Raw genomic sequence first — 25,299 nt, 5'->3', positions numbered from 1 at the left:
GCGCGAGCGGCGACGAGGGGTCCGCGGGGCGAGGGGCCGCCTGGCCTTCCGCTCGACGAGGGGGCGGCGGCGACATGGCCGAAGCGGCTTGCGCGCCAGGGCCAAGCGGCGCGCGGATCATGGCGCCGCCGGCGCCGCCGGCGCGGTTCGGCGGCTCGATCGATGGGCGCTTGATCCGCAGGCGCCCCAATCCGTTGCAATCCTTGTTCGACGGTGGCCATGCGGCGTGCGCTCGGGCTTTGTGGCGGCGTTCGCGGCGGCTTGCCCGGCCGCAGCCGCTGGCGCGCGAGGTGGCCGCCGCTTTGCGCGCGGGTTTCTTCGTCGCCGGCGGCCCGGACGCCAAGGCGGATGCCTTGGGTGCTTTGCACGGCACGGCCGATGAGGCGCGCGGGGGCCGCGCGCCCAGGCGCCGCGCTTCAGTCCGGCGCATGGCCGGTGCGGGCGCGGGGCGGCGTCACGGGCGCGCGGCCTGAAGGGCTTCCCATACCCGGCAGGGGGTGTAGGGCGGTTCGATCGGCTCGGCGCCGGCGGCGCGCAGGGCGTCCTGCACCGCCAGCGCGGCGGCGGGCACGGCGCCCACCGAGCCGGCCTCGCCGCAGCCCTTGGCGCCCAGCGGGTTGGTGCGCGCCATGGTGGGGCTCATGAGCACCTCGAAGGGCGGCAGGTCGGCGGCGCGCGGCATCCAGTAGTCCATGAACGAGCCGGCCAGCGGCTGGCCCGTCTCGGGATCGTAGGCCGCCCGCTCGCCCAGCGCCTGGCCCAGGCCCTGGGCGACGCCGCCATGGACCTGGCCCTCGACGATGAGCGGGTTGATGACCGTGCCGAAATCATCGGCGGCGACATAGCGCGTGACCGCGACGGCGCCGGTCTCGGGGTCGATCTCGACCTCGGCCGCGTGGCAGCCATTGGGGAAGGTGGCGATCGAGTCGTCCACCGCGCCGGCGCCCAGAATGCCGCCCAGCTCGCGCGCCGCATCGAACAGCGTGACCGTGCGGTCCGTGCCCTTGATGCGGAAAAGGCCGCCTTCGTCGGGGCGGAACTCGATGTCGGCCGGCGCCGCCTCGAGCAGCTCGGACGCCGCGGCGAGCGCCTTCTCGATCACCTCGTCCGCGGCCTTGAGGAACACGCGCCCGGCCATGATGAGCGAGCGCGACCCGCCCGTGCCGCCGCCCGCCGGAAGCAGGTCGCTGTCGCCCTCGAGCAGCTGGATCGCGTCGAGGGGCACGCCCAGCTTTTCGTGGATGATCTGCGCCCAGGCGGTTTCATGCCCCTGGCCGTTGGACTGCGTGCCCACCGCGGCGCGCACGACGCCCTCGGGGTCCAGCTCGAGCGTCGCGCGCTCGATCGGGGCGCCGCCGGTGCGCTCGAAATAGTAGATCACGCCCCGCCCCAGCAGCCGCCCGCGCGCGCGCGCGGCCTCGCGCCGGGCGGGAAAGCCGGCTTGGTCCGAGGCCTCGAGCGCCAGCTTCAGGGCCGCCTCGGGGTCGAGGCTGTCGAACTCGAACCCGCCATGCGAGCGGTAGGGAACCTGCTCGGCCTTGATGAGGTTGATGCGCCTGAACTCGGCCGGGTCCATGCCGAAGGCGCGGGCGCCGGCCTCGATCACGGCCTCGGTGACGTGGATGGCTTCGGGCCGGCCGGCGCCGCGATAGGCGTCGGTCGGGGTGGTGTTGGTCAGAACGCCGCGGACCTCGTGATGAAAGCAGGGCAGGTCGTACATGCCGCCCGTCAGCGGCGCCGAGAAGACCGTGTGCACGCCCACGCCGACCGAGGACAGATAGGCGCCGAGATTCGAGATCGAGCGGCAGCGCATGGCCAGGATGCGGCCGTTCTCGTCGAAGGCGCCCTCGGCCTCGGTGGTCAGGTCGCGGCCCTGCACGTCGGCCAGGAAGCTTTCCGAGCGGTCGGCCGTCCATTTGACGGGGCGCCCCAGCTCGCGCGCGGCAAGGGCGACGAGCGCGTCTTCGGGATGGGCCTGCAGCTTCATGCCGAAGCCGCCCCCCACATCGGGCGTGCGCACGCGGATCTTCTCGGGCGGGACCATCAGCTGGGCCGACAGCTTGGCGCGCAGGGCGTGGACGCCCTGCGTGGCGGCCCAGACCTCCCAGCGTTCGGCCTCGGCGTCCCAGCGGGCCAGGGTGGCGCGAGGCTCCATGGCGTTGACGATGATGCGCTGGTTCGTCACGCGCGTGCGCACCGTGCGCGCGGCGCGGGCGAAGGCCGCCTCGACGGCGGCTTCGTCGCCGATGGTCCAGCGATAGGCCAGGTTGCCCGGAGCGCAGTCGTGCAGCTGCGGCGCGTCCGGCGCCAGCGCGGCTTCGGGGTCGACGACGACGGGCAGATCGTCGAACGCCATCTCGATCAGCTCGGCCGCGTCGCGCGCCTGCGCGCGGGTGCGCGCCACGACGAAGGCCACGGGCTGGCCGACATAGCGCGTCACGCCGTCGGCCAGGTGCGGCATGACCACGGGGGGCACGTCGCTTCCGTCGGCCTGCTTGAGGGGGAACTGGTTGGCGATCGGCGCAAGGCGTCCGGCGACGTCGGCCCAGCTCCAGACCAGCAGCACTCCGGGCGCGGCGCGCGCGGCCGACAGGTCGAGCGCGCTCAGCCGCCCATGCGCCACAGGCGAGCGCGCCACATGCGCGAAGACCTGCCCCGGCAGCGACAGGTCGTCCACGAAGCGCCCCTTGCCGCGCAGCAGTCGGTCGTCTTCCTTGCGGCGCACGGGCTGGCCAATTCCGAACTTCATGGCGCTTCTCCTGAACTGCGGGAACGGCGGCAGGCTAGCCGCCTCCGCGGCGCGCGGCAACGGGCCGCGAGGGGCGCGCGGCTGCGCGGTTCCTATTTGCCTGCGCTTGCGCGATAATCGGTCCGTATGCGTCCGAATCAGTTGGAGCGGTCAGTCAGTGCGTAGCGATGACCGAATGATGGCGATCCTCACCGGGGTCGTGTTGATGGTGGCTCTCGGCGCCATCGCTCAAAAGAGCGAGACGCTCATGGCCGCCTTCTCGGGCAAGTCCGGCCCGTCCCCGGTCGACGACGTCGCCGAGCTGCGCGCCGGCGGCTCCTACGTCATCGACGTGCTCCACAATGACGAGGGCATCCCCGATCCGTCCGCAGTCGCGCTGAAGGTGGTCTCGCCGCCGGTCTGTGGCCGCCTGCGGCCCGAGGGCGGGATGCTGGTCTATGACGTGCCCGCCATCTGCGCCGGCACGCAGACCGCCGTGTATTGCGTCGAGCAGGACGGCGCCTGCGCGCGCGCGACGCTGACCCTGGCGCTGGTCGATTCCGACCCGCGCATCGCGCCGGTCAAGCCGCGCGAGGCGCCGGGGGCCGCGCCGCCGGCCGCGCCCGAGCGCGTGGCGCGCGCCGATTCGGCGCGGCCTGCCGCCGGCGCGCCGGCGCTGCCCGAGGATCCGGCCGACATCGCCGCCGCGGCCTCGTCCGCGCAGGGGGGCGCCTTGCCGACCGTGGCCGCCATCGCTCCTCCGCGCGAAGAGCCCCCGCGCCGGCGCGACCTGCAGGCCCCGGCGCCCGAGCCGGGCATGGTGCTGGCGACTCCGGCGCTGTCGGCGCCGGGCGGCGCGGCCCCAGGCGCGGCGCCCGGCGCGGGGCTGCTGGCCGAGCTTGCGCCGCGTTCGCCCGCCCCAGCCGCCTCGGCCGAGTCGGCGCGCCCCGCGCCGCCCGCGCCCGCGGCCGCTCCGGCCCGTCCCGCCGCGGACGGCGCCGCCCCCGCCGCCCCGTCCGCGGCGGCCCAGGGCGCGCCCCGGGCGGCGGCGCCGGCCGCGCTGGCCGAGGTCGCCCGGCCGGGCGCGACCGAGCCGCGGATGCCCCCCGCCGCGCAGCAGCGGATCGCCGCGCTGGCGCCGGCGCCCGCCGCGGAAGGGCCGGCGCAGCCTGGGCCGTTTGGCGCGCCGGCGCGCGTCTCGGCTCCCGCCGCCGCGGCGCTTCCCGCCGCCGCGCCCGCGCCCGCGACGCATTCCCAGGCGGCGCCGCCGCCCGCGGTCGCCGGCGCGGCGCAGATGGGGCTGGCCCCGGCCATGGCGCGCGGCCTGGTCGCCTTCCCCGACGCCATGGGCGCCGTGGCCATGCGCGCCGATCCGCCGGCGCCGCCTCCGGCGGCGCGGCAGGAGGGCCGGCCCGGCGCCTCGGAGCCCGACGCGGTCGAGCCCCTGTTCGGGCCGCTCCTGGCGCTGGAAGGCGCCGCGCCGCAGATGCCAGTTCCGCAGGGCGAGGCCGAGCTTGGCCGCCTGATCGGCCCGCGCGGGCCCGACGCGCAGCTTGCGCGCGCGGCGGCGCGGCCCTTCATGCCCATGATCACCGACATGCGGCCGCCCAAGCCGACCCCCGAGCGCGCCGAGCCGCTGCCTCAGGCGCTCGCCTCGGCCGGCGCCGCGCCGGCGCCCGCGCCCAGCGCGGCGCTGGCCCAGGCCGAGCCCGAGGCGGCGCCCGCGGCCGGCCTGCTGTCGCGCATCGCGCGTCTGGTGACCGGCGCCGAGCCCGTCGCCGCGCCGCCCGCAGACCGCCGCGCGACGCCCGTTCCGGCGCCTGCGCAGGCCGCCGTGGCCCTGGCGCAAGCCTCGGCCTTGCCGGCGCCCGCAGCGCCTGCGCCCGGTTGGGCGCCGCCTCAGGGCGCGCCCGTGCGCATGGCGGCGCTTGACGGCTCGGCCGCGCCGAGCGCGCCGGGCGCGCCGGCCTCGCATGACCGCGCGCCTTTGGCGCCGGCGCCCGACGCCGCGCCCGCGCCCGTGCAGTCCGGCGCGACGCCCGCGCCCGTGCAGTCCGGCCCGGCGCCGGCGGCCCTGGCGCCGCGCGCGCCGGCGGATGGCGCGTCCGCGCCGGCCGCGCCGCAAGCGGTCGAGCGCGCGCCCCAGGCCGTCGCCGCTCTGGATGCGCGCGCCGCGCAGGCGCCGGCGGCGATCCCGCCCGCGTCCGCGCCTGACTGCCCGGTGGCCCTGTCGGCGCGCGCCGAGCCGGGGGCGTTCGTCCATGTCGAGGGCGACTCGAGCTGCCGCGCGGGCCGCGTCGGCGTGCTCGAGCACGAGGGCCTGCGTTTCGCCGTGCGCTTCGACGCCAAGGGCCGCTTCGCGGCCGAGCTGCCGGCCTTCGCCCGCGACGCGCGCGTGAGCTATGTCGAGGGCGGCGCGGCCCTGGCGCAGGCGCGGGCAAGGCTGCTTGACGCGGCGCGGGTGCTGCGCGTGGCCCTGGTCTGGGACGCGCCGGTGGACCTGAACCTGCACGCCTTCGAGTTCGGCGCGTCCGTGGGCGCGCCCGGCCATGTGTGGGAGCGCGCGCCGGGCGATGCGCGCGCCTATCGCCGCGGACGCGGGGGGCTGACGCAAAGCTTCCCGTCGCTCGAGGGGCAGGGCGACAATATCGAGGTCTACAGCTTCAACCCCGGGCGGCGCTCGCCGCAGGGGGTGATCCGCATGGCGGTCGAGTTCGCCAGCCGCGGCCGCCTGGCCCAGCCGCCCTATTGCGGACTGACGCCCGAGGCGTCGCCCGTGTTCCGCACCGTCCGGCTCGAGAACGGCCGCGTGGAGGAGCGTTCGAACCAGTCGATCGTCGCCGCCTCGTGCGGCGAGGCGATCGCGGATGCGGCGCTGTATCTGCCGGATATGGTCAGGGACATGGTCATTGTGCATAACTGAGACCGACGCGTCCGGCCAGGCCGGACGAAGCGGCGTATCAAGCGTGAGGGGACGAGACCGGATGATGTTGAGCAAAGCTTTGGGCCGTATCGCGGCCGGTGCGGCCATGGCGGCCGCCCTGATCGGAAGCGCGGCGGCCGGACCGGTCACGCTGCGTTCCTATGACGGGGCGGTGGCGATTTCGGGCGACCTGGTCGAGTTCACCGGCGACGTGTTCGTTCTGCGCACGACGATCGGCGATCTGCGCATCAACGCCATGCAGGTCGCCTGCGAGGGCGAGGGCTGCCCCGACCCGTCCCTTCTGCGTTCCGAATTCGCCATGGCCGGATCGGACGAGATCGGCGCGACGCTGATGCCCGCCCTGCTGCTGGCCTATGCCGACAGCCTGGACGCCGATCTGCTGCAAAGCCGCGAGGGCGACTCGCTGATCGCGCGCATCCGTTCGGCGGCGGGCGCCGATCTGGCCACCGTGACCATCCGGGAAGGCGAATCCGAGGATGCGTTCAAGGCCCTTCTGGCCGGCGACGCGGCCATCGGCATGTCCGCGCGGCCGGTCTCGGACGCCGAGCTGGCCGCGCTGCGCGCAGCCGGCGCGCCCGACATCACCGACCCCGCGCATGAGCGCATCATCGCGCTGGACGGCCTGGTGGTGGTGGTGGCGCCGTCGAACCCCATCGACGCGCTCTCGCAAGAGGACATCGCCGACATCTTCGCCGGCGAGATCACCAACTGGTCCGAACTGGGCGGCCCCGACGCGCCCATCGTGATCTACGCGCCCGAGGGCGAAAGCAGCGCGCGCGCGATGTTCGAGGAGAACATCCTGCAGCCGCTCGGCCTGTCGATCGGCGACGGCGCCAAGCTGTTCCAGAATGACGGCGACCTGGCCGACCAGGTGGCGCTCGACCCGAACGGCATCGGCTTCGTCAGCATCGCCAGCGTGCGCGCCGCCAAGCCGGTGGCCATCCGCACCGAGTGCGGCCTGATCGCCACGCCCGATCCCTTCGGCATCAAGACCGAGGAATACCCGCTGGCGCGCCGCCTCTACCTCTATACCAAGGACGAGACGCTGCCGCCCCACGCCAAGCAGCTGCTGGCCTTCGCGCAGTCCAGCCAGGCGCAGCCCGTCATCGCCGACGCCGGCTATGTCGATCAGGGCATCGAGTCGCGCACCATCAACGAGCAGGGCATGCGCTTCGCCATGGCCTTCACCGACCCCTCGCCCGAGTTCCGCTACGGGCAGATGCGCGAGCTGGCGACCGAGCTGCTGGGGGCCGAGCGCCTGTCGGCGACCTTCCGCTTCAACCCCGGCTCGTCGCAGCTGGACAACAAGGCCCAGCTCGACGTGAAGCGGGTGATCGAATACCTCTCGCAGCCCACCATCGGCGAGAAGGAGGTGCTGCTGATCGGCTTCACCGACAGCGTCGGCCGCGCCGACCTGAACCGCGCGCTCAGCTTCCGTCGCGCCGACCAGGTGCGCGCCGCGATCGAGGCGGCGGCGCCCGCCGGCGCGCTCGACAAGATCGACTTCCGCGTGATGGGCTATGGCGAGCTGGCGCCCGTCGGCTGCAACGAAAGCCTGGCGGGGCGGCGCATCAACCGCCGCGTCGAGCTGTGGATCCGCGACAAGTTCTGATCGCGGCACCGAAGACGGGCGCCCGCGCGGCGCCGGCGGCGGCGGCCTTCGGGCCGCCGCTTCGCGTTCGGGGCGGCAATTCGCGCCGGGCCGGGGCGGGCGGCTCGGTTGATCCGACTCGCGCTTTGGGCTATGCCGGTCGGGAAATGAACATTCGTTCACCGCCGCCACGCGCGGCGCAAGGGAGGACACCCATGACCGCTTCAGCGCATGATCCCATCGTCATCGTCGGCGCCGCGCGCACCCCGATGGGCGGCTTTCAGGGCGATTTCGCGGGCGTGCCCGCCGCCGATCTGGGCGGGGTCGCCATCAAGGCCGCGCTCGAGCGCGCGGGGCTCGAGCCGGGCGACGTGGACGAGCTTCTGATGGGCTGCGTGCTGCCGGCCGGGCAGGGCCAGGCGCCTGCCCGCCAGGCCGGCTTCAAGGCCGGGCTGGGCGAGGAGGTGCCCGCCACCACCGTCAACAAGATGTGCGGATCGGGCATGAAGACGGTGATGATGGCCCATGACCAGCTGCGCTGCGGCAATGGCGACGTGCTGGTCGCCGGCGGCATGGAGAGCATGAGCAACGCGCCCTACCTTCTGCCCAAGATGCGCGCGGGCGCGCGGCTGGGCCATGCCGAGGTGCTGGACCACATGTTCCTGGACGGGCTCGAGGACGCCTACGACAAGGGCCGCCTGATGGGAACCTTCGCCGAGGATTGCGCCGAGAAGTTCCAGTTCACCCGCGAGATGCAGGACGAATACGCCCTCGCCTCGCTGGCCGGGGCGCTGCGCGCGCAGGAGACCGGCGCCTTCAAGGCCGAGATCGCCCCCGTCGCCGTGCGCACCCGCCAGGGCGAGGTCGAGGTGGCCGAGGACGAGCAGCCCCGCAAGGCCCGCCCCGAGAAGATCCCCACCCTCAAGCCCGCCTTCCGCAAGGACGGCACGGTGACCGCGGCCAACGCCTCGTCCATCTCGGACGGCGCCGCGGCGCTGGTGCTGATGCGCCGCTCGGACGCCGAGGCGCGCGGCCTGCCGATCCGCGCCACGATCCTGGGCCATGCCAGCCACGCCCAGGCGCCGGGCTGGTTCACCACCGCCCCGGTCCCCGCCATGCGCAAGCTGATGGAGCGCGTGGGCTGGAGCGTCGAGGACGTGGATCTGTGGGAGATCAACGAGGCCTTCGCCGTCGTCCCCATGGCCGCCATGGCCGAGATGGGCATCGCGCGCGACAGGCTCAACGTCAACGGCGGAGCCTGCGCGCTGGGCCATCCGATCGGCGCCTCGGGCGCGCGCATCCTGGTCACGCTTCTGCACGCGCTCGAGGCCCGCGGCGGCAAGCGCGGCATGGCCGGCATCTGCATCGGCGGCGGCGAGGGCACGGCCGTCGCCATCGAGCTGCCCTGAGCCGCCGGCCCCGCCCCGCGCGGGGCCGCGCCCTTCCATCCGGCCAAGGAGGCGCAGATGAAGCGCGTGAAGGACATGGTGGCCGAGGCGAACGCCCTGGTCCGAACCCTGCCGGTCGAAGAGGCCATCGCCCTGCATGGGCGCGAGGACGTCACCTTCGTGGACCTGCGCGACATCCGCGAGCTGCGCCGCGAGGGCGCCATGCCCGGCGCCTTCCACTGCCCGCGCGGGATGCTCGAATTCTGGCTGGACCCCGAAAGCCCCTACGCCAAACCCGAGTTCCAGCGCGGCGGCCGCTACGTCTTCTTCTGCGCGGGGGGCTGGCGCTCGGCGCTGGCGGCGCGGACGGCGCAGGAGATGGGCCTGCCCGGCGTGGCCCATGTCGAAGGCGGCTTCGCCGCCTGGAAGGCCGCCGGCGGCCCGGTCGAGGAGAAATGACATGCTGACCGACGAGCAACGCCTGATCCGCGACACCGCGCGCGAATTCGCGCGCAGGCGCCTGGCCCCCGGCGCGCGGGCGCGCGAGCGCGCCGGCCTGATCGAGCCCGAGATCCGCGCCGAGCTGGGCGAGCTGGGCTTTCTGGGCATGACCATCGACCCCGAGATGGGGGGCGCGGGCGCCGACTACGTGTCCTACGCGCTGGCCTTGATGGAGCTGGCCTGGGGCGACGGCGCGGTCTCGACGATGGTGTCGGTGCACAACGCGCCCTATCTGGCCATCCTCGACCGCTACGCCAGCCCCGAGCAGAAGCGCCGCTGGCTCGAGCCCGCCGCGCGGGGCGAGTGGATCGGCTGCTTCGCGCTGACCGAGGCGCATGCGGGCTCGGATGCGGGCGCGCTGCGCACCCGGGCCGAGCGGCGCGGGAACGGCTATGTGATCAACGGCGCCAAGCAGTTCATCTCTTCGGCGCGGATCGGCGGGGCGACGATCCTGTTCGCCGTCACCGACCCCGCCGCCGGCAAGAAGGGCATCAGCGCCTTTCACGTCATGAACGACGCGCCCGGCTTCGTCGTCGCCAAGGTCGAGGAGAAGATGGGCCAGAAGGCGTCGGACACCTGCGCGCTGGCCTTCGACGACATGGAGGCGACCCCCGATCACCTGATCGGCGCAGAGGGGCAGGGCTACGCCATCGCGCTGTCCAGCCTCGAGACCGGGCGCATCGGCATCGCGGCGCAGTCGGTGGGCATGGCCCAGGCCGCCTTCGACCACGCCCTGGCCTATGCGCGCGAGCGCGAGGCCTTCGGCCGGCCGATCTTCGAGCATCAGGCCGTGCAGTTCCGCCTGGCGGACATGGAGACGCAGATCGAGGCCGCGCGCCAGCTCGTGCTCAACGCCGCGCGCATGAAGGATGCCGGGCTGCCCTGCCTGCGCGAGGCGGCGATGGCCAAGCTCTTCGCCTCGCAGATGGCCGAGCGCGTGTGCTCGGACGCCATCCAGACGCTGGGCGGCTATGGATATCTGGCCGATCATCCGGTCGAGAAGATCTATCGCGACGTGCGCGTGTGCCAGATCTACGAGGGCACGTCCGACATCCAGAAGCTCATCATCGCCCGCCAGATGGCGGGATAACGGGAGGACAGGCATGAAGCTGAGCAACGAAATCGCGGCGGTCGTCACGGGCGGCGCCTCGGGTCTGGGCGAGGCCACGGCCCGCCGGCTGGCCGCCGACGGCGTGCGCGTGGCCATCTTCGACCGCAACGCCGAGCGCGGCGAGGCGGTGGCGCGCGAGCTGGGCGGCGTCTTCTGCGCGGTGGACGTGACCGAGCCCGACAGCGTCGCCGCCGGGCTCGAGAAGGCCCGCGCCGCCAACGGGCAGGAGCGCATCTGCGTCAACTGCGCCGGCGTCGCCTGGGCCGCGCGCACCGTGGACAAGGAGGGCAAGCCCCATCCGGCCGAGCTGTTCCGCACCACGCTCATGGTCAACCTGTTCGGCACCTTCAACGTCGCCAGCCAGGCGGCGGCCGGCATGGCGGCGGCCGAGCCGCTCAACGCCGACGGCGAGCGCGGGCTGATCGTGAACACCGCCTCGGTGGCGGCCTTCGACGGGCAGATCGGGCAGATCGCCTATTCGGCCTCGAAGGGCGGCGTGGTCGGCATGACCCTGCCCATGGCGCGCGACCTGGCCCGTTCGGGCATCCGCGTGATGACGATCGCGCCGGGCCTGTTCCTGACCCCCATGCTGCAAAGCCTGCCCGAAGAGGCGCAAAAGAGCCTGGGCGCGCAGGTGCCCTTCCCCTCGCGCCTGGGCGATCCGGCCGAATATGCGGCGCTGGTGGCGCATTTCGCCGAGAACGTGATGCTGAACGGCGAGACGGTGCGCCTGGACGGCGCCATCCGCATGGCGCCCAAATGAGCGCCCGCCGGAGCGCGCCCCCGCGCTCCGGCCCCTTTCCCGAGACGGCGCTTTACGCGCCGGTCAAGGCGCTGCTCGAAGGGCAGGGCTACGAGGTCAAGGCCGAGATCGGCGCCGCCGACGTCGTCGCGCTGCGCCCCGGCGAGCCGCCCGTGATCGTCGAGCTCAAGCGCGGCTTCTCGCTGGCGCTGTTTCACCAGGCCGTTGCGCGGCAATCGGCGGCCGAGGCGGTCTATGTCGCCGTCGCGCGCGGGCGCGGGCGCGCCTTCGCAAGGTCGCTCAGGGCGAACATGGCGCTGTGCCGGAGGCTGGGCCTTGGGCTGATCACGGTGCGTCTGCCCGAGGGAACGGTCGAGGTGCATCTGGATCCGGCGCCTTTTCGGCCGCGCGTCTCGGCGGCGCGGCGGGGGCGGCTGCTGCGCGAATTCGCCCGGCGCGAGGGCGACCCCAATCTTGGCGGCAAGGCGCGCGGGCCGGTCATGACCGCCTATCGCCAGGACGCGCTGCGCTGCCTGCGCCATCTGGCCGAGGCCGGGCCGACCCGCGCGGCCGAGGTCGCGCGCGCCGTCGGCGTTGCGCGCGCGCGGCGGATCATGGCCGACGATCACCATGGCTGGTTCGAGCGCGTCGCGCGCGGGGTCTACGCCGCCTCGCCGCGCGGGCTGGCGGCGCTTGAGGAATGGCGGCGCATGATGCCCTCGGCGCCGCCGCCCGAAGCCTGACCGCCGGCATGGCGGCGGTGATCCTCGGCGCGCCCGATCCGCCGCCGCCCGGCGGCGCGGGCCGGGCGCCGCGCTCGGGCCAGGGTTCGGGCGTTTTCGCCCCGCCGCGGGGCCGCGCGCGGAGCAAGGCGTCGCGCCGTCTTTGCGCGTCCGGCGCGGACCCGGCGCGATCGGCCGGCGCCGCAGCCCCTTCGCGGGGCGCGGCGGGGCGCTCAGAACGCGTTCATGGTCAAGAGGTCGTAGGCGGCCACGGTCTCGTCGTCCTGGTTGGTCAGCTCGACGTCCCAGCGCACCTCGCCATAGCTTTCGTTGCGCGGGGTCTTGCGCTTGACGGTCAGGCGCACCTTGATCGAGTCGCCCGGGCTGACCGGCTTCATGAAGCGCAGGTTGTCGAGCCCGGTATTGGCCAGGACCGGCCCCGGCTCGGGCTTGACGAACTGGCCGGCGGCGAAGCTCAGCAGCAGATAGCCATGCGCCACGCGGCCGGGGAAGAACGGGTTGGCGCGCGCGGCCTCCTCGTCCATGTGGGCGTAGAAGGTGTCGCCGGTGAAATGGGCGAAGCGCTCGATGTCCTCGAGCGTGATGGTGCGCGCGGGGGTGTGGATGGTCTCGCCGATGCGCAGCTCGCCGAAGCGGCGGGCGAAGGGATGGACGCCGGCGTCGATCTCGGGCGCGCCGCGCACCCACTCGCCGCCGATGGCGGTCAGCATGCGCGGCGAGCCCTGCACCGCGGTGCGCTGCATGTAGTGCATGACGCCGCGCACGCCGCCCAGCTCTTCGCCGCCGCCGGCGCGGCCCGGGCCGCCATGGACCATGTGCGGCAGCGGCGAGCCGTGGCCCGTGCCCTCCTTGCCGATGCCGCGGTCGGCGAAGTAGAGCCGCCCGTGCCACGCGGCCGAGGCCAGCGCCAGGTCGCGCGCAAAGTCGGGATCGTCGGTGAAGACCGACGCGACCAGCGAGCCGCCCCCGCGATTCGCCAGCGCCGCCGCATGCGCCGCGTCGCGATAGGGCATGAGGGTCGAGACCGGGCCGAAGGCCTCGATTTCATGCGGCGCGCGCGCGCCGTCGGGATCGTCGCAGCGCAGCAGCATGGGCGGCAGGAAGGCGCCCTTGTCGGGGTCGGCGCCCAGAAGCTGGAAGTTCTCGGGATCGCCGAAGATGCGCCGCGCCTCGGCGCCGATGCGCCCGACCGCTTCGAGCACGTCGGCCTTCTGCGCCGCCGAGGCCAGCGCGCCCATGCGCGTCTCGGGCAGCGCGGGATGGCCCACGCGCACCTCGGCCAGCCGCGCGCTCAGCGCCTCGGCCAGCGCGTCCAGATGCGCGGCCCGGGCCAGGATGCGGCGGATGGCGGTGCATTTCTGCCCGGCCTTGACGGTGATCTCCTTGACCGCCTCGCGCACGAACATGTCGAATTCGGGCGTGCCGGGCGCCGCGTCCGGCCCCAGGATCGAGGCGTTGAGGCTGTCCTGCTCGGCCACGAAGCGGGTCGCGTTGTCCAGGATCGCGGGCGCCGCGCGCAGCTTGCGCGCCGTGGCCGCCGAGCCGGTGAAGCTGACCACGTCCTGCGGCCCGACATGCGACAGCAGATCGCCCACGCCGCCGGCGATGAACTGCACGGCGCCTTCGGGCAGGATGCCGCTTTCGACGATCATGCGGAAGGCGGCCTCGGCCAGCCATACGCCCTGCGTGGCGGGCTTGACGATGGCCGGAACGCCCGCCAGCAGCGTCGGCGCCAGTTTTTCGAGCATGCCCCAGACGGGGAAGTTGAAGGCGTTGATGTGCACAGCCGCGCCTTGCAGCGGGGTGCAGACATGTCGGCCCATGAACGCGCCCGAGCGCGACAGCTGCTCGGTCGGGCCGTCGAGGAAGACATGCGCGTCGGGCATCTCGCGCCGGCCCTTCGAGGCGTAGACGAACAGCGTGCCGATGCCGCCGTCGATGTCGATCAGCGAATCGGCGCGCGTGGCGCCCGTCAGCAGGCTGAGCTCGTAAAGCGGCCCGCGCCGCTCGTGCAGGTGCTGCGCCAGCGCCTTGAGCATGCGCGCGCGTTCGTGAAAGGTCATCTTGCGCAGGGCGGGGCCTCCGACCCGGCGCGCATGTTCGAGCATGGCGGCGAAGTCGAGGCCCTCGGAGCCGGCCTCGGCCACGACCTCGCCGGTGACGGGGGTGCGGATGGGGCGCGCCCCGGCCGGCGCGACCCAGGCGCCCAGGGCGTAGCTGCGCAGCTGCATGACGGACATCTTTTCCTCCCTCGGCCGATGGCGGCGGCGCGGCGCGCCGTCCGGTCGCCAACACTATTGACCGGCCGGTCGGTCTATGCAACGGTTTTCGCGGCCGCCCCAGCGCGGCGCAGGGAGGAGACCGCCGCATGTCCGACACCGTTCTGGCCGAGCGCGCCGAGGGCGTGCTCAAGCTCATGCTCAACCGCCCCGAGCGGCTCAACGCCTTCAACGAGGAAATGCACCTGGCGCTGCGCGCGCGCCTTGACGAAGCCGCCGCCGACGCCTCGGTGCGCGCGGTGCTGCTGACCGGCGCCGGGCGCGGCTTTTGCGCCGGGCAGGATCTGGGCGACCGCGACCCGTCGAAGATGGACGGCCCGCCCGATCTGGGCGAGACGCTCGAGAGCTTCTACAACCCGCTCATCCGCCGCATCCGCGCGCTGGACAAGCCCGTTCTGTGCGCCGTCAACGGCGTGGCGGCGGGGGCGGGGGCCAATGTCGCGCTGGCCTGCGACATCGTGCTGGCGGCGCGCTCGGCCCGGTTCATCCAGTCGTTCTGCAAGCTGGGCCTCGTGCCCGACGCGGGCGGCACCTGGGCGCTGACCCGCCGGCTGGGCGAGGCGCGGGCCAAGGCGCTGGCCATGACGGGCGCGCCGCTCGACGCCGAAACGGCCGAGGCCTGGGGCCTGATCTGGCGCGCCGTGGACGACGACGCGCTGGCCGCCGAGGCCGGCGCGCTGGCCGCGTCGCTGGCGGCGGGGCCGACCTTCGGCCTGGCGCTGACCAAGCGCGCGATCCACGCCGCCGCGGTCAACGACCTTGACGCGCAGCTGGATCTGGAGCGGGATTTCCAGCGCCGGGCGGGGCGTTCGCCCGACTACCGGGAAGGGGTGGCCGCCTTTCTGGAAAAACGTCAGGCCGTCTTCAGCGGGAGAGAGGAATGACCCCTCAGGAAAGGGCGCGCCGAAGCGCCGAGGTGATGTGGGCGCGCGACGCCGCCAGTCAGGAGATGGGCATGCGCATCGAGGATGTGGGGCCCGGAACCGCAACCTTGTCCATGACCGTCGAGCCGCGCCATGCCAACGGGCATGACATCTGCCATGGCGGCTACATCTTCGCGCTGGCCGACAGCGCCTTCGCCTTCGCCTGCAACAGCTACAACAAGCTGGCCGTGGCCCAGCACAACACCATCACCTATCTGCGCCCGGTCCGGGTGGGCGCGCGCATGACCGCCGTCGCGCGCGAGGTTTCGCTGGCCGGGCGCACGGGCGTCTACGACGTCGCCGTCGAGGCCGACGGCAAGGTGGCGGCCCAGTTCCGCGGCGTCTCGCGCGTGGTCGAGGGCGAGCATTTCGCCGAAGGAGAAGAGTGATGACCGAAGCCTTCCTGTGCGAGGCCCTGCGCACCCCCATCGGCCGTTTCGGCGGCGCGCTGGCCACGGTGCGGCCCGACGACATGCTGGCCCATGTGATCGCCGAGCTGATGAAGCGCGCGCCGGGCCTGCCGCCCGAGGCGGTGGACGACGTCATCATGGGCTGCGCCAACCAGGCCGGCGAGGACAACCGCAACGTCGCGCGCATGGCGGCGCTGCTGGCGGGGCTGCCCGAAAGCGTGCCGGGCGTGACCGTCAACCGGCTGTGCGGCTCGGGGCTGGACGCGGTCGGCACGGCCGCGCGCGCCATCCGCTGCGGCGAGGCCGAGGTGATCGTGGCCGGCGGCGTCGAGAGCATGACCCGCGCGCCCTTCGTCATGCCCAAGGCCGAGGCGGCCTTCTCGCGCGAGAACGCGGTTTACGACACCACCATCGGCTGGCGCTTCGTCAACCCGCTGATGGAGGCGCGTCATGGCGTCGATTCCATGCCCGAAACGGCCGAGAACGTGGCCGAGGAATGGAAGATCGGCCGCGAGGACCAGGACGCCTTCGCCCTGCGCTCGCAGCAGCGCGCGGCCCGCGCGCAGGCCAGCGGCCGCCTTGCCAGGGAGATCGTCCCCGTGACCATTCCCCGCCGCAAGGCCGAGCCGCTGGTCTTCGACCGCGACGAGCACCCGCGCGAGACCACGCTCGAGAAGCTGGCCGCGCTGCCGACCCCCTTCCGCAAGGGCGGGACGGTGACGGCGGGCAACGCCTCGGGTGTGAACGACGGCGCGGCGGCGATGATCGTGGCCTCGGCCGCCGCGGTCGAGAAATACGGCCTGACGCCCCGCGCCCGCGTCGTCGGCATGGCAACCGCCGGCGTGCCCCCGCGGGTGATGGGCGTGGGCCCCGCGCCGGCGACGCGCAAGCTGCTCGGGCGCCTTGGGCTGGGCGTGGGCGACGTGGACGTGATCGAGCTGAACGAAGCCTTCGCCGCCCAGGCGCTGGCCGTGCTGCGCGAGCTGGGCCTGCCCGACGACGCCGAGCATGTGAACCCCAATGGCGGCGCCATCGCGCTGGGGCACCCGCTGGGCATGTCCGGGGCGCGCCTGGCGATGACCGCGGCGCTCGAGCTGGTCGAGCGCGACGCGCGCCGGGCGCTGTGCACCATGTGCATCGGCGTCGGGCAGGGCATTGCGCTGATGCTCGAGCGCGCCTGAACGCCGGGCCGCGCGCCGGAACAAGGGGCGCGCGGCCTCAACGACACGGAACCACCCGAGGAAACGCCCATGAAGGACCTGACGCCCCGGCGCGAGGATCTCGAGCCGATCGAGATCGCCTCGCGCGACGAGATCGCCGCATTGCAGCTCGAGCGCATGAAGCGCACCCTGCGCCGCGCCTATGAAAACGTGCCCTTCTACCGCCGGCGCTTCGACGAGGCGGGCGTGCATCCCGACGACCTCAAGACCCTCTCGGACCTGGCGAAGTTCCCCTTCACCACCAAGCAGGACCTGCGCGACAACTACCCCTTCGGCCTGTTCGCCGTCCCGCGCGAGCAGGTGGCGCGCATCCATGCCTCGTCGGGCACCACGGGCAAGCCGACGGTGGTCGGCTACACGAAGAACGACATCGAGACCTGGGCGACGGTGGTCGCGCGCTCGCTGCGCGCCTCGGGGGTGCGGCCGGGCGACATCGTGCACAACGCCTATGGCTACGGCCTGTTCACCGGCGGGCTTGGCGCGCATTACGGGGCCGAGAAGCTGGGCTGCACGGTGGTCCCCGTCTCGGGCGGCATGACGGCGCGGCAGGTGACGCTGATCCAGGACTTCCGCCCGACCGCGATCATGGTCACGCCCTCGTATTTCCTCTCGATCCTGGACGAGTTCCGAAACGCCGGGATCGATCCGCGCTCCTGCTCGCTCGAGGTCGGGATCTTCGGCGCCGAGCCCTGGACCGACGCCATGCGCCGCGAGATGGAAGAGGCCTTCGACATGCACGCGGTCGACATCTACGGCCTGTCCGAGGTCATCGGCCCCGGCGTCGCCAACGAGTGCGTCGAGACCAAGGACGGCCTGCATGTGTGGGAGGACCACTTCTACCCCGAGATCATCAACCCCGAGACCGGCGAACCCGTCCCCGACGGCGAGATGGGCGAGCTGGTCTTCACCTCGCTGACCAAGGAGGCCATGCCCGTCATCCGCTACCGCACGCGCGATCTGACGCGGCTCCTGCCGGGCACGGCGCGCTCGATGCGGCGCATCCAGAAGATCACGGGGCGCTCGGACGACATGATCATCCTGCGCGGCGTCAACGTGTTCCCCAGCCAGATCGAGGAGCAGCTGGTCGAGGCGCCCGGCCTTGCGCCGCATTACCAGATCGAGCTGACGCGCGAGGGGCGGCTGGACCGCATGACCGTTCATGTCGAGGCGTTGCCCGACCACGCCGCCGCCGACGCGCGCGCGGCGGCGGCCAAGGCGCTGGCGGCGCGGATCAAGGGCGTGGTGGGCGTGAGCGCGCGCGTGGTCGTGGCCGATCCGGGCGGGGTCGAGCGCTCGCAGGGCAAGGCGCGCCGCGTGGTCGACCGGCGCCCGAAGGACTGAGCCTTGGCCCGCGCCCGCGCCGCCGATTACGAGGAAAAGCGCGACGCCATCCTGGCGCGGGCGGCGCGCGTCTTCGCCGAGCAGGGATACGAGCGCGCCTCGATGAACCGCGTGGCCGAGGCCTGCGGCGTGTCGAAGGCGCTGCTCTACCACTACCACCCGTCCAAGGAGTCGCTGCTGTTCGACATCATCCACGGCCATCTGCGCAAGCTGGTCGCGGTGATGGAGCAGGCGCCCGACGATCCCGACCCCAAGGCGCGGCTTCTGAACCTGGTCGCGGCGCTGCTCGACGCCTATCGCGACGCGGACGCCGAGCACAAGCTTCAGCTCGAGGCGCTGGGCGCGCTGCCCCCCGAGCGGCAGGAAGAGATCCGAGCCCTCGAGCGGCGGCTGGTCGCGATCATGGCCGAGGCGGTGCGCAAGCTGCATCCCGCCTTGCCGCCCGAGCAGCTCAAGCCCGCGGTGATGAGCCTGTTCGGCATGCTCAACTGGTTCTATCTGTGGTTCCGCGAGGGCGGACCCATGAGCCGGCGCGACTATGCGCGCATGGCGGCGACGATCTTCGCCGACGGCGTCCGGGCGCTGGGCGCGGCACCCGCTTAGCGGGCGCGATAAGGTTTTGCGGTGAAACCAGATTTTTCCCGCGGACGCGGTCTTTTCTGATCTGGATCAAGGTTGCCGGGCGTCGGCGGGCCTAGCAGTCGGGCGCGCGTCCGATCAGGGACGCTCAAGCGCAGCTTCAAGATGATGGAGAAGACCATGGCGCCCAAGGCTTTCGCCCTCGCCGCTCTTGCCGCTCTCGCCGCCGCGCCCGCCGGGGCGGGCGAGATGTTCGCCGGATCCTATGACGGGGACTGGCTGGTGCGCGTGCGCGGGATCGGCGTGATCCCCAACGAATCGCTCACCGCCGACGGCATTCCCGGCTCGGACGCCAACATCACGACCTCGGTCGTGCCCGAGCTGGACATCACCTATTTCTTCACGCCGAACATCGCCGCCGAGCTGATCCTTGGCACCACGCCCCATGACGTGAGCGGGCGCGGCGCGCTGGCCGGGGCCGACATCGGGTCGGTGTGGCTGCTGCCGCCGACGCTGACCCTTCAGTATCATGTCACGCAGCTGGGCGAGTGGACGGGTTCGGAATCCCTGGCCAAGGTCAAGCCCTATTTCGGCGCGGGCGTGAACTACACGATCTTCTACAACGAGGATGCCGGGCAGTTCAATTCGATCGACTATGACAACGCCTTCGGCGCCGCGCTGCAGGCGGGCGTGGACATGGAGCTGGGCGACGGCTTCTATCTGAACGCCGACGTGAAATACATCTTCCTCGAGACGGACTGGAGCATCAACGACGGCGCGATCACGGGCAGCGTGGACATCAACCCGCTGATCGTGGGCCTCGGTCTGGGCTATCGCTTCTGACGGGGGCCGGCGCGGCGGGGCGTCGAGCCCCGCCGCCCCGGGCCGGACGGCCGGGGCCGCCGGCGGCGCCCGGCGGGCTGGCGTCGGCGCAGGGGGCGGCGCGGTCGGGCGCGCCGGCGCGGGCCTGCTTGCGCGGGGCTGTTTGCGGCCCCGGCGGGGCGCGGCGGCGCGCTCAGACGACTCGGTCGGGCGGCTCGCGCCCCTCGAAGAAGGCGACGAGGTTCTCGAACGCCTTCATGCCCATCGCTTCGCGGGTTTCGCGCGTGGCGCTGCCCAGATGCGGCAGAAGCACCACGTTGTCGAGCGCGCGCAGCGCCTCGGGCACGCGGGGCTCGTCGGCGTAGACGTCCAGACCGGCGCCGGCGATGCGGCGGTTTTCGAGGGCCTCGATCAGCGCGTCTTCGTCCACCACGTCGCCGCGGGCGGTGTTGATGAGGTAGGCCGTGGGCTTCATCAGGGCCAGCCGCTCGGCCGAGATCAGGCCGCGGTTCTCTTCGCCGCCGGGGCAATGGATCGAGACGAAGTCGGCTTCGCGCAGCACGTCCTCGACCGTCGGCAGCTGGCGGCAGGGCACGCCCGGCTCGGTCACGCGCGATCGGTTGTAGTGCACGATGCGCATGCGCAGGCCATGGCAGCAGCGCGCCGCCATGGCCTTGCCGATGCGGCCCATGCCGATGATGCCAAGGGTCTTGCCGGTGACCTGCGCGCCCAGAAGCTGGGTCGGGGCCCAGCCGTTCCAGGCGCCCGAACGCACGAGCCGCTCGCCCTCGGCCGCGCGGCGCGCGACCATGAGCAGAAGGGTCAGCGCGAGGTCGGCCGTCGCATCGGTCAGCACGCCCGGCGTGTTGGTCACGACGACGCCCGCGGCCTGCGCGGCGCGGATGTCGATATGGTTGTAGCCGACGGCGAAATTCGCCAGGAGGCGCGCGCGCGGGGCGGCGCCGATGACCTCGGCGTCGATGCGGTCGCCGACCGTGCACAGGACCGCGTCCGCATCGCGCATGGCGGCGGCCAGGTCCTGCCGGCTCAGCGGGACGTCGTCGGGGTTGAGCACGGCGTCGAAGCGTTCGCTCAGCGCGGCTTCGACCGGGGCGGGCAGGCGGCGGGTGACGATGACGCGGGGCCTGGACATGGCGGGCTCAGCGCAGGGCCTCGCGCACGGCGGCGCCGGCCTTGGCGAAGTCCATGCGCCCGGCGTAGCGGGACTTGAGATCCTTCATAACCGCGCCCATGTCGCGGATCGAGCTGGCGTTGACGCGGGCGATGGATTCCGAGACGGCGCGCGCGGCCTCCTCCTCGGTGAGCGGGCGGGGAAGGAACTCGCGGATGATGTCGATCTCGGCGCGCTCGCGCTCGGCCAGCTCGAGGCGGCCGGCCTCTTCGTAGGCGCGGATGGAATCCTCGCGCTGCTTGATCATCTTGCCCAGGATCTGGGCGATCTCGGCGTCGGAGACGCGCGAGTCGCCCTCCTCGGCGGCGCGCGCGGCGATGTCGCGGTCCTTGATGGCGGCCATGATCAGCCGAAGGGTCGAGACCCGGGCCTGATCCTTGGCCTTCATCGCTTCGGTCAGGGCTTGGGCGATGCGATCGCGCATGGGATGTCCTGCGTTGCTGCGGTCGATCCGGCGATTCATACACCAGCCCCGCGCCGCTGACCACCGGGCCCGGGCGCTGGCGGCGGCCTTGACCTGGGGCGCGGCCGCCTCTAGCTTCCGCGCGACGTCAATCCAAGCTCCGGGGTCCGTTCATGACCGATACCGCCGCCAGCGCGCCCGCGCAAACGCGCCGCGCGCCCGAAGCCGCGACCGCCTGCATCGCTTTCGCCGACGGTTCGGTCTTCTACGGCCGAGGCTTCGGGGCCGAGGGGGTGGCGGTCGGCGAGCTGGTCTTCAACACCGCCATGACCGGCTATCAGGAGATCATGACCGACCCCTCCTATGCGGGGCAGGTGGTGACCTTCACCTTCCCGCATGTGGGCAATGTCGGCGTCAATGACGAGGACGACGAAAGCGCGCAGCCCGCGGCGCTGGGCATGGTGGTCAAGTGGGACCCGACCGCGCCGTCGAACTGGCGCGCGGCGGGCGATCTGCCGCGCTGGCTGGCCGCGCGCGGGCGCATCGGCGTGGGCGGCGTGGACACGCGCCGGCTGACGCGCAAGATCCGCCTGGGCGGCGCGCAGCATGTGGCCATCGCCCATGACGCGCGCGGCGAATTCGACGTGGACGACCTGATCGCCCGCGCCCGCGCGTTTCCGGGGCTCGAGGGCGCGGACCTGGCGCGCGAGGTCACCTGCCGCCAGTCCTACCGCTGGGACGAGATGCGCTGGACCTGGCCGGGCGGCTTTCCCCGCCGCGAGGGGCCGGGCAAGCGCGTGGTCGCCATCGACTACGGCGCCAAGCGCAACATCCTGCGCTGCCTGGCCGAGGCCGGCTGCGAGGTGATCGTGCTGCCCGCGACCGCCACGGCCGAAGAGGTGCTGGCGCATGATCCCAAGGGCGTGTTCCTGTCGAACGGTCCCGGCGATCCGGCCGCGACGGGCGAATACGCCGTTCCCATGATCCGCGCCATTCTGGACAGGGGGCTGCCGATCTTCGGCATCTGCCTTGGCCACCAGATGCTTGCCCTGGCGCTGGGCGCGCGCACGATCAAGATGAGCCACGGCCATCACGGCGCGAACCATCCGGTCAAGGATCTGGAGACCGGCAAGGTCGAGATCACCTCGATGAACCACGGCTTCGCGGTCGACGCCCAGACCCTGCCCGAGGGCGTGATCGAGACGCATGTCTCGCTTTTCGATGGCTCGAACTGCGGCATCCGCATGCGCGAGCGGCCGGTGTTCTCGGTGCAGCACCACCCCGAGGCCAGCCCCGGCCCGCAGGACAGCTTCTATCTGTTCGAGCGCTTCGCGGCGTCGCTCTGACGCTGGAAACCTTCCGTTAACCGTCTTGCGCCTAGCCTGCTCTCATCAGGAGTGCAGTTCATGGCGCAAGTCGATCTGGCGAGCACCGAGCGCGCCGCCCCGCCCCGGCTGGGAGAGATCCTGGTCGCGCGCGGGGCGGTTTCGCGCCGCAGGCTGAAGGCCGCGCTGCGGCGCCAGCGCCGGGTGGGCGCGCCGCTGGGTGAGATCCTTTGCGCCTCGGGCGCGGTGCGCCGCGCCGACGTTCTGGCCGCGTTGGCCGAGCAGCGCGCCCGGCCCTTCATCGACCTCGAGGCCCAGCCCCCCGACCCCTCGCTGATGGATGAGGGCGACCTGATCCATTGCCTTCAGCGGCGCGCGCTGCCCTGGCGGCGCGAAGAGGGGCGGCTGGTCTTCGCCGCCGCGGACCCGGGCGCGCTGATGGGCGCGGAGCTGTTCCTGCGCAGGGCCTTCCGCGTTCCGCGCCATCTGGACGTCGAGGTCGTCGCCTGCGCGCCCGAGGCGTTCGAGGCGGTTCTGAGCGCCCGCTTCGCCCCCGAGCTGGCCCGCCGCGCGGCCTCGCGCACGCCCGAGCGGCTTTCGGCGCGGGGGCTGACCCGCCCCGGCCCGCGGCTGGCGCTGGGCGCGGCGCTGGCGGGGGCGGCGGCGCTGCTGGCGCTGGCGCCGCAGCTGGCGCTGCCGGCGCTGTTCCTGGCGGCGCTGGCGCTCAACGCGGTGAATGTGGGGCTGCGCCTGGCGGTCATGGCGCTGCCGGCGCGGCGAAGCGTGCTGCCCTGTCCCGCGCCCGCCGAGCCCGAGCCGGGCCCGCCGCCGCGCATCACCCTCATCATCGCCCTCTACCGCGAGCCGCAGGTGGCGGCGCAGCTGATCGAGGGGCTGCGCGCGCTCGATTACCCGCCCGAGCGGCTCGAGGCCATTCTCGCGCTCGAGGAAGGCGACGAGGCCACCCGCGCCGCGATCGAGGCCGCCGACCCGCCGCGCTGGGCGCGCATTCTGGTGACCCCGCCGGGGGGGCCGCGCACCAAGCCGCGCGCGCTCAACCACGCGCTGGACTTCGCCAGCGGCGACATCATCGGCGTCTACGACGCCGAGGACCGGCCCGAGCCGCGCCAGCTGCGCAAGGTGGCGGCGGCCTTCGCCGGCTCGTCGGCCAAGCTGGCCTGCGTGCAGGCGCGCCTCGCCTTTCGCAACGAGGCCGACGGCTGGATACCGCGATGCTTCGCGGTCGAATACGCGACCTGGTTCCACGTCATGCTGCCGGGCATGGCGCAGCTGGGCTTCCCGCTGCCGCTGGGGGGCACCTCGCTGTTCTTCCGCCGCGCCGCGCTCGAGCGCCTCGGGGCGTGGGATGCGCACAACGTCACCGAGGACGCGGATCTGGGCATCCGCCTGGCGCGGGCGGGCTATGTGACGGGCCTGATCGACAGCGAGACCGACGAGGAGGCGACGCGCACCCCCCTTGCGTGGATCCGTCAGCGCTCGCGCTGGCAGAAGGGCTATCTGATGACCTGGCTCACCCACATGCGCGCGCCGCGCCGGCTGTGGCGCGATCTGGGGCCGCGGGGCTTTCTGGGTTTTCAGGCGCTGTTTCTGGGGGCGGCCAGCGCCTTTCTGGCGCAGCCGCTTTTCTGGGCGGTTTGGGTGTGGCCGGCGCTGGCGGGCCCGGTCTTCGACCCCGCCGCGGCGCTGGGCGCGCTGGGCCATGCGCTGGCCGGCGCGCTGTTGATGGGGCAGGCGGTGATGGCGGGGTCGTCGGTGCTGGCGCTGCGGCGCGCGGGGCGGCGCAACCTGATCCCGACCGCGCTCAGCCTGCCCTTCTACTGGCCCATGGGCGTCGCCTCGGCGCTCAAATCCCTGGTCGAGGCCGCCGCCGCGCCCCTTTACTGGGACAAGACCGAGCATGGCCGCCCGCCGCGCCGGGGGCTGTGGAAATTCCCGCGTTCGCGCTAGCTTTCCCCATGGGCGGCCGCTCGGGCCGCGTATGCAAGGGAGAGTGATCGCCATGTCGCAGATGAACGATTCCGCCCCGAAGGGCGTCGGCCGCCGCGCCGCGCTGTCGGCGCTGGCCGCCGCGCCGGTCGCCGCGGCGCTGACCCTTGGCGCGCCTGCGCCCGCGCGCGCCGCGGCGCCCAAGGCCGGCCCGGCCCGCGGGCTCGTCCGGCGCTTCGAGCTGGGCGCGTTCGAGGTCGCCACCCTGTCCGACGGCATGCGCGCGGGCGAGGGGCCGCACCCGATCTTCGGACAGAATGTGAGCGCCGAAGAGGTCGCCGCGCTGCTCGAGGCCAACTTCCTGCCCGCCGGGCGCTTCGTGAACGGGTTCACGCCAACCCTGGTCAACACGGGCGCCGAGCTGATCCTGTTCGACACCGGCCTGGGCGAGGGCGCGCGCCCGGCCATGGGCGGGCTGCGCGCGCGTCTGGCCGAGGCAGGCGTGACCCCCGAGCAGATCGACGTGGTGGTCCTTACGCACATGCATCCCGACCATATCGGCGGGCTGACCGAGGGCGGCGCGCCGGCCTTTCCCAATGCGCGCTATGTGATCGGAGCCGCGGAATACGATTTCTGGACCGCGCCGGGGCGCGATTCCGGGCCGACCGAGCGCGTGGCCCGTCTGGTGCAGGAGAAGGTGGTTCCGCTGGCCGAGCGCGCGCGCTTCGTCAAGCCCGGCGACGCGGTCGCCCCGGGCATCGAGGCGGTGGCCGCCTTCGGCCACACGCCCGGTCACATGGCGTGGCATCTGGAAAGCGAGGGGCGGCGGCTGATGCTGTGCGCCGATGCGTGCAACCACTATGTGGTCTCGCTGCAGCGCCCCGACTGGCACGTGCGCTACGACATGGACAAGGAAGCCGCCGCCGCCACGCGCAAGAGCCTGTTCGGCATGATCGCGGCCGACCGCATTCCCTTCGTCGGCTATCACATGCCCTTCCCGGCCGTCGGTTTCGTCGAGCCGCTGGGCGAAGGGTTCCGCTTCGTGCCCGCGACCTACCAGTTCGACGTCTGAGGTTGCGCCCGCCCCCGACGGGGGCGGGCGCCCGGACG

The 25,299-nt window shown here is 73.1% G+C and carries 21 protein-coding genes; 17 read left to right on the top strand and 4 right to left on the bottom strand.

The features are described from left to right. Nucleotides 1–74 precede the first annotated feature (74 nt). The gene (locus BMW67_RS15520) at nucleotides 75–473 is read left to right on the top strand and encodes a hypothetical protein (RefSeq protein ID WP_125459037.1); all 399 of its coding nucleotides are present in this window, start codon (nucleotides 75–77) and stop codon (nucleotides 471–473) included. Here the strand turns inward: BMW67_RS15520 and BMW67_RS11770 are convergent. Next, nucleotides 455–2,749, bottom strand: a complete 2,295-nt coding sequence (locus BMW67_RS11770; protein ID WP_072747741.1) for a xanthine dehydrogenase family protein molybdopterin-binding subunit — start codon at nucleotides 2,747–2,749, stop codon at nucleotides 455–457. The two genes, BMW67_RS15520 and BMW67_RS11770, sit on opposite strands and share 19 nt — an antisense overlap. Before the next feature lie 178 nt (nucleotides 2,750–2,927). On the opposite strand from BMW67_RS11770, the gene BMW67_RS16175 reads away from it, so the two are divergent. The 7 genes from BMW67_RS16175 to BMW67_RS11735 all read left to right on the top strand — a co-directional run bounded on the left by BMW67_RS16175 (nucleotide 2,928) and on the right by BMW67_RS11735 (nucleotide 11,748). Next, the gene (locus tag BMW67_RS16175) at nucleotides 2,928–5,651 is read left to right on the top strand and encodes a hypothetical protein (protein ID WP_177174508.1); all 2,724 of its coding nucleotides are present in this window, start codon (nucleotides 2,928–2,930) and stop codon (nucleotides 5,649–5,651) included. Nucleotides 5,652–5,757: 106 nt separating this feature from the next. Continuing rightward, the gene (locus BMW67_RS11760; RefSeq protein WP_177174507.1) at nucleotides 5,758–7,284 is read left to right on the top strand and encodes a substrate-binding domain-containing protein; all 1,527 of its coding nucleotides are present in this window, start codon (nucleotides 5,758–5,760) and stop codon (nucleotides 7,282–7,284) included. Nucleotides 7,285–7,478: 194 nt separating this feature from the next. Further along, nucleotides 7,479–8,672, top strand: coding sequence for an acetyl-CoA C-acyltransferase (locus BMW67_RS11755; protein ID WP_072747738.1), 1,194 nt, complete (start codon nucleotides 7,479–7,481; stop codon nucleotides 8,670–8,672). Between the two features lie 57 nt (nucleotides 8,673–8,729). Beyond that, the gene (locus BMW67_RS11750) at nucleotides 8,730–9,110 is read left to right on the top strand and encodes a rhodanese-like domain-containing protein (protein ID WP_072747737.1); all 381 of its coding nucleotides are present in this window, start codon (nucleotides 8,730–8,732) and stop codon (nucleotides 9,108–9,110) included. 1 nt (nucleotide 9,111) lies between these two features. After that, on the top strand, nucleotides 9,112–10,242 hold the full coding sequence (locus tag BMW67_RS11745) for an acyl-CoA dehydrogenase family protein (protein ID WP_072747736.1): 1,131 nt from the start codon (nucleotides 9,112–9,114) through the stop codon (nucleotides 10,240–10,242). Nucleotides 10,243–10,255: 13 nt separating this feature from the next. Next, complete coding sequence (locus BMW67_RS11740; protein ID WP_072747735.1) at nucleotides 10,256–11,026, top strand: SDR family NAD(P)-dependent oxidoreductase; 771 nt, start codon at nucleotides 10,256–10,258, stop codon at nucleotides 11,024–11,026. Then, nucleotides 11,023–11,748 (top strand): DUF2161 domain-containing phosphodiesterase, encoded by a 726-nt coding sequence (locus tag BMW67_RS11735; protein ID WP_072747734.1) that lies wholly within the window; start codon nucleotides 11,023–11,025, stop codon nucleotides 11,746–11,748. The genes BMW67_RS11740 and BMW67_RS11735 overlap by 4 nt, the downstream gene beginning before the upstream one ends. Nucleotides 11,749–11,960: 212 nt before the next feature. Here BMW67_RS11735 and paaZ read toward each other — a convergent pair whose 3' ends face one another. After that, nucleotides 11,961–13,988, bottom strand: coding sequence for a phenylacetic acid degradation bifunctional protein PaaZ (paaZ, locus tag BMW67_RS11730; RefSeq protein WP_072747733.1), 2,028 nt, complete (start codon nucleotides 13,986–13,988; stop codon nucleotides 11,961–11,963). A gap of 128 nt (nucleotides 13,989–14,116) precedes the next feature. Here paaZ and paaG point away from each other — a divergent pair, with 128 nt between their 5' ends. The 6 genes from paaG (at nucleotide 14,117) to BMW67_RS11700 (ending at nucleotide 19,343) form a co-directional block, all read left to right on the top strand. Continuing rightward, entirely contained in the window at nucleotides 14,117–14,911 is a 795-nt protein-coding gene (gene paaG, locus BMW67_RS11725) for a 2-(1,2-epoxy-1,2-dihydrophenyl)acetyl-CoA isomerase PaaG (protein ID WP_072747732.1), read from the top strand. Next, entirely contained in the window at nucleotides 14,908–15,339 is a 432-nt protein-coding gene (gene paaI / locus BMW67_RS11720; RefSeq protein WP_072747731.1) for a hydroxyphenylacetyl-CoA thioesterase PaaI, read from the top strand. Before paaG ends, paaI begins: the two co-directional genes overlap by 4 nt. After that, on the top strand, nucleotides 15,339–16,541 hold the full coding sequence (pcaF, locus tag BMW67_RS11715) for a 3-oxoadipyl-CoA thiolase (protein WP_072747730.1): 1,203 nt from the start codon (nucleotides 15,339–15,341) through the stop codon (nucleotides 16,539–16,541). The genes paaI and pcaF overlap by 1 nt, the downstream gene beginning before the upstream one ends. Before the next feature lie 69 nt (nucleotides 16,542–16,610). Then, the gene (gene paaK, locus BMW67_RS11710; protein WP_072747729.1) at nucleotides 16,611–17,921 is read left to right on the top strand and encodes a phenylacetate--CoA ligase PaaK; all 1,311 of its coding nucleotides are present in this window, start codon (nucleotides 16,611–16,613) and stop codon (nucleotides 17,919–17,921) included. A gap of 3 nt (nucleotides 17,922–17,924) precedes the next feature. Next, complete coding sequence (locus tag BMW67_RS11705; RefSeq protein WP_072747728.1) at nucleotides 17,925–18,524, top strand: TetR/AcrR family transcriptional regulator; 600 nt, start codon at nucleotides 17,925–17,927, stop codon at nucleotides 18,522–18,524. 156 nt (nucleotides 18,525–18,680) lie between these two features. Further along, nucleotides 18,681–19,343: an OmpW/AlkL family protein gene (locus tag BMW67_RS11700; RefSeq protein ID WP_211356326.1), complete on the top strand. Its 663-nt coding sequence runs from the start codon at nucleotides 18,681–18,683 to the stop codon at nucleotides 19,341–19,343. 172 nt (nucleotides 19,344–19,515) lie between these two features. On the opposite strand, the gene BMW67_RS11695 is transcribed toward BMW67_RS11700, so the two are convergent. Together BMW67_RS11695 and BMW67_RS11690 are read right to left on the bottom strand one after the other, a co-directional pair. After that, the gene (locus tag BMW67_RS11695; protein WP_072747727.1) at nucleotides 19,516–20,475 is read right to left on the bottom strand and encodes a 2-hydroxyacid dehydrogenase; all 960 of its coding nucleotides are present in this window, start codon (nucleotides 20,473–20,475) and stop codon (nucleotides 19,516–19,518) included. Nucleotides 20,476–20,482: 7 nt separating this feature from the next. Then, the gene (locus BMW67_RS11690) at nucleotides 20,483–20,938 is read right to left on the bottom strand and encodes a GatB/YqeY domain-containing protein (RefSeq protein WP_072747726.1); all 456 of its coding nucleotides are present in this window, start codon (nucleotides 20,936–20,938) and stop codon (nucleotides 20,483–20,485) included. Between the two features lie 152 nt (nucleotides 20,939–21,090). Here BMW67_RS11690 and carA point away from each other — a divergent pair, with 152 nt between their 5' ends. Genes carA through BMW67_RS11675 form a run of 3 tightly spaced genes read left to right on the top strand, consistent with a single transcriptional unit; the run spans nucleotide 21,091 to nucleotide 25,261 of the window. After that, nucleotides 21,091–22,263 carry a glutamine-hydrolyzing carbamoyl-phosphate synthase small subunit gene (carA, locus tag BMW67_RS11685; protein WP_072747725.1) on the top strand — a complete coding sequence of 391 codons (1,173 nt, stop codon included), beginning with the start codon at nucleotides 21,091–21,093 and terminating at the stop codon, nucleotides 22,261–22,263. A gap of 60 nt (nucleotides 22,264–22,323) precedes the next feature. After that, on the top strand, nucleotides 22,324–24,210 hold the full coding sequence (locus tag BMW67_RS16170) for a glycosyltransferase (protein WP_072747724.1): 1,887 nt from the start codon (nucleotides 22,324–22,326) through the stop codon (nucleotides 24,208–24,210). Nucleotides 24,211–24,262: 52 nt separating this feature from the next. Then, complete coding sequence (locus BMW67_RS11675; RefSeq protein WP_245728517.1) at nucleotides 24,263–25,261, top strand: MBL fold metallo-hydrolase; 999 nt, start codon at nucleotides 24,263–24,265, stop codon at nucleotides 25,259–25,261. Nucleotides 25,262–25,299 lie beyond the last annotated feature (38 nt).

Source organism: Oceanicella actignis (genome assembly GCF_900111545.1).
GTDB classification, from domain to species: Bacteria; Pseudomonadota; Alphaproteobacteria; order Rhodobacterales; family Rhodobacteraceae; genus Oceanicella; species Oceanicella actignis.
This window is presented reverse-complemented; position numbering and strand designations above follow the sequence as displayed.